The organism is Nonomuraea diastatica (assembly GCF_004349015.1).
GTDB classification, from domain to species: domain Bacteria; phylum Actinomycetota; class Actinomycetes; order Streptosporangiales; family Streptosporangiaceae; genus Nonomuraea; species Nonomuraea diastatica.
Genome location: NZ_SMKP01000377.1, coordinates 1 through 2,299, shown reverse-complemented (window position 1 = coordinate 2,299; position 2,299 = coordinate 1). Strand labels below are relative to the sequence as shown.

The following is a 2,299-nucleotide window of genomic DNA, read 5'->3' as shown; positions in this document are numbered from 1 at the left end:
GGGTGGGTACCTCGTTCATCTCGTTCCGTGGCGCGGGGCTCCGGTCGTCCGCGGAACCCGGGGGAACGCCACTCCTCCTCTCGGGGATTTCTGGGTGGACGCCGCACGCATCAGCCGGTCCCCCTCGATGGGACCGACGATGGGAGATCGCCGAGAGCGTCCACGATCGCGTGGGCCACCTTGACTGCTCTGTCCTGATGCTCGGGTTTCAGCGTGGAACTACCGGCGGCGGTCGCGTCGATCTCGACGAAGAGGTTGCTGACCCGTACCCACACGATGCTGTGGGCCTGCGGGAACGTGGTCGACCACCAGTTCTGGGCGAAGGCCCCGTCTCCGAGGCCTTGGACGTCGCGCACGGCCTGGTAGGTGCTGCCCGCCGCGCTGCCCTTCTTGGAGGCCTGCGCCCGCTTCCTGCTGGTGAAGATCTTCTGCGCCGTCGCCACCTGCGGCGCGTGGGTGATCTCGATGTTGACGACGTCCTTGAGGATGCCGACCGCCCAGTCGCACTTGGTGGGGTCGAGGCCGACCGCACGCCTGCGCACGCCGGGCATGATCTTCGCAGCGTCCTGGTCGGTCACCAGCCGGCAGGCGTCGGGCGCCGCGGCGAAGGCGCCGTCACCCTTCGGCTCCGGGGCGGGCGTGGTCGCCGGGGTGGAAACCGGCGGTTGCGCGGAGGGCGGGGCCTGGGCGATCGGCGTGTTCCGCGGGGGCTCCGTGGTGGCGGACGCGTTGACCAGGACCACCGCCGTGACGGCGACGGCGGTCGCGGCCGCCAGGCCGCCGAGCACGACGGGAAGCCTGCTCTTCCTGGAGGCGACCGGCACGGTGGTCGCCGTCATCACCGAGCGGCGCGCGGGCAGGGGAGCGGCGATCGGCTGGAGTGCCGCTCTGATCGCCTGGGGGTGGGGGCGCGCGGCCGGGTTCTTGTCCAGCATCGCCGTCAGCACGCCGCCGAACGGCCCCGCATTGACCGGTGGCGGCGGGGGCTGGGTGAGCACCGCCGCGACGATCGCCATGGGGGAGCCGCGGTGGAAAGGGCTGCGCCCCTCCACCGCCGCGTACAGGGTGGCGGCCAGCGACCAGAGATCGGAGGCCGGTCCTGCGGGCTCGCCGCGCAGGCGTTCCGGCGCGACGTACCCCGGTGAGCCGGCCGCCCCCGGCCGCTCGGCCGCCGCGGTCGCGGTCGGGGCGTCGTCGATGTGCGTGGCGATGCCGAAGTCGGTGAGGACGGCCTCGCCGGAGTCGGTCAGCATCACGTTGCCCGGCTTCACGTCCCGGTGCAGGATCCCGCGCCGGTGCGCCGCCTCCAGCGCGTCGAGCACCCGCAGCCCGATGGCGGCGACCTGGCCGGCCGGCAGGCTGCCGCTCTCCCGCAGCAGGTCGGCCAGCGACCGGCCGGGGAGCAGGTCCATGACGATCCACGGCTGCCCCTGCTCGGCCAGGACGTCGTGCACGGTGATGATCGCCGGATGGTTCAGTGACGCCGCCGCGCGGGCCTCGCGCAGCGTGTCCGTGAGCGCTCTGTCCCTCCTGGCCGGGTCGGCGAGCAGGCGCACCTCCTTGACCGCGACCTCCCGGCCCAGCACCATGTCGCGGGCCCGCCACACCGTGCCGGCGCCGCCCGCTCCCAGGGGAGCGAGCAGCTGGTATCGCCCGGCGATCACGTGCATGCGTCAGGCCTTGGCGTCGAGGTTCCGGATGAGGTGTTTGATCGCCTTCTCGGTCTTGTCGCGCAACCCCGGCTCCTTCTCGACGTTGCGGCTGAAGCGGATCTCGCCCACGATGTTGCTGGTCCTGAACACCGAGTAGACCGAGAACTTCTTGGTGCTGAACGTGGTCTCGCCCTTCTCCCAGCCGACGGCCGCGTCGCCCGCGCCGGAAATCTCGAACACCTCGCCCTGCGCGCCGCCGCTGCCGCCGCGGCCGGCCTCCGACTCCGCCTTGGCCCTGGCGCCATGCACGTGTTCCTCGGCCAGCTTGGTCTCGTAACCGTCGCCCTGCTGCGGATACAGGAAGAGCGTGAGGTAGAGCGAGAGGCTCTTGTCGTCGCGCGCCCTGCTCCACGCGCATTTGACGGTGGGCTCCACGCTGCTGGTCAAGTATTTGCCCACGACCTCGGTGGCCTGGTCCCTGGTGAGCAGCTGGCAGGGCCGGGGGATCGCGGTGAACTTGCCGGGTGTGCCCGCGACGGGCGTGCCCGTGGCGGTCGTGGCGGGTGTGCCGGACGAGGTGGGCGCCTCGCTCGTCGGTGCTGTGGTCGAAGCTGTGGCCGGGGCATCGGTGCTCGCCAGGGTGGTGG

2 protein-coding genes are annotated in these 2,299 nt (G+C 72.1%); both read right to left on the bottom strand.

Going from position 1 to position 2,299, the window contains the following annotated elements; translation table 11 throughout:
• Positions 1 to 110 precede the first annotated feature (110 nt).
• Entirely contained in the window at positions 111 to 1,670 is a 1,560-nt protein-coding gene (locus E1294_RS51655) for a serine/threonine-protein kinase (RefSeq protein ID WP_132520624.1), read from the bottom strand.
• A 3-nt stretch (positions 1,671 to 1,673) separates the two neighbouring features.
• Positions 1,674 to 2,299, bottom strand: a 626-nt coding sequence (locus E1294_RS53985) for a hypothetical protein (protein ID WP_181958692.1), incomplete at its 5' end; no start/stop codon positions are given.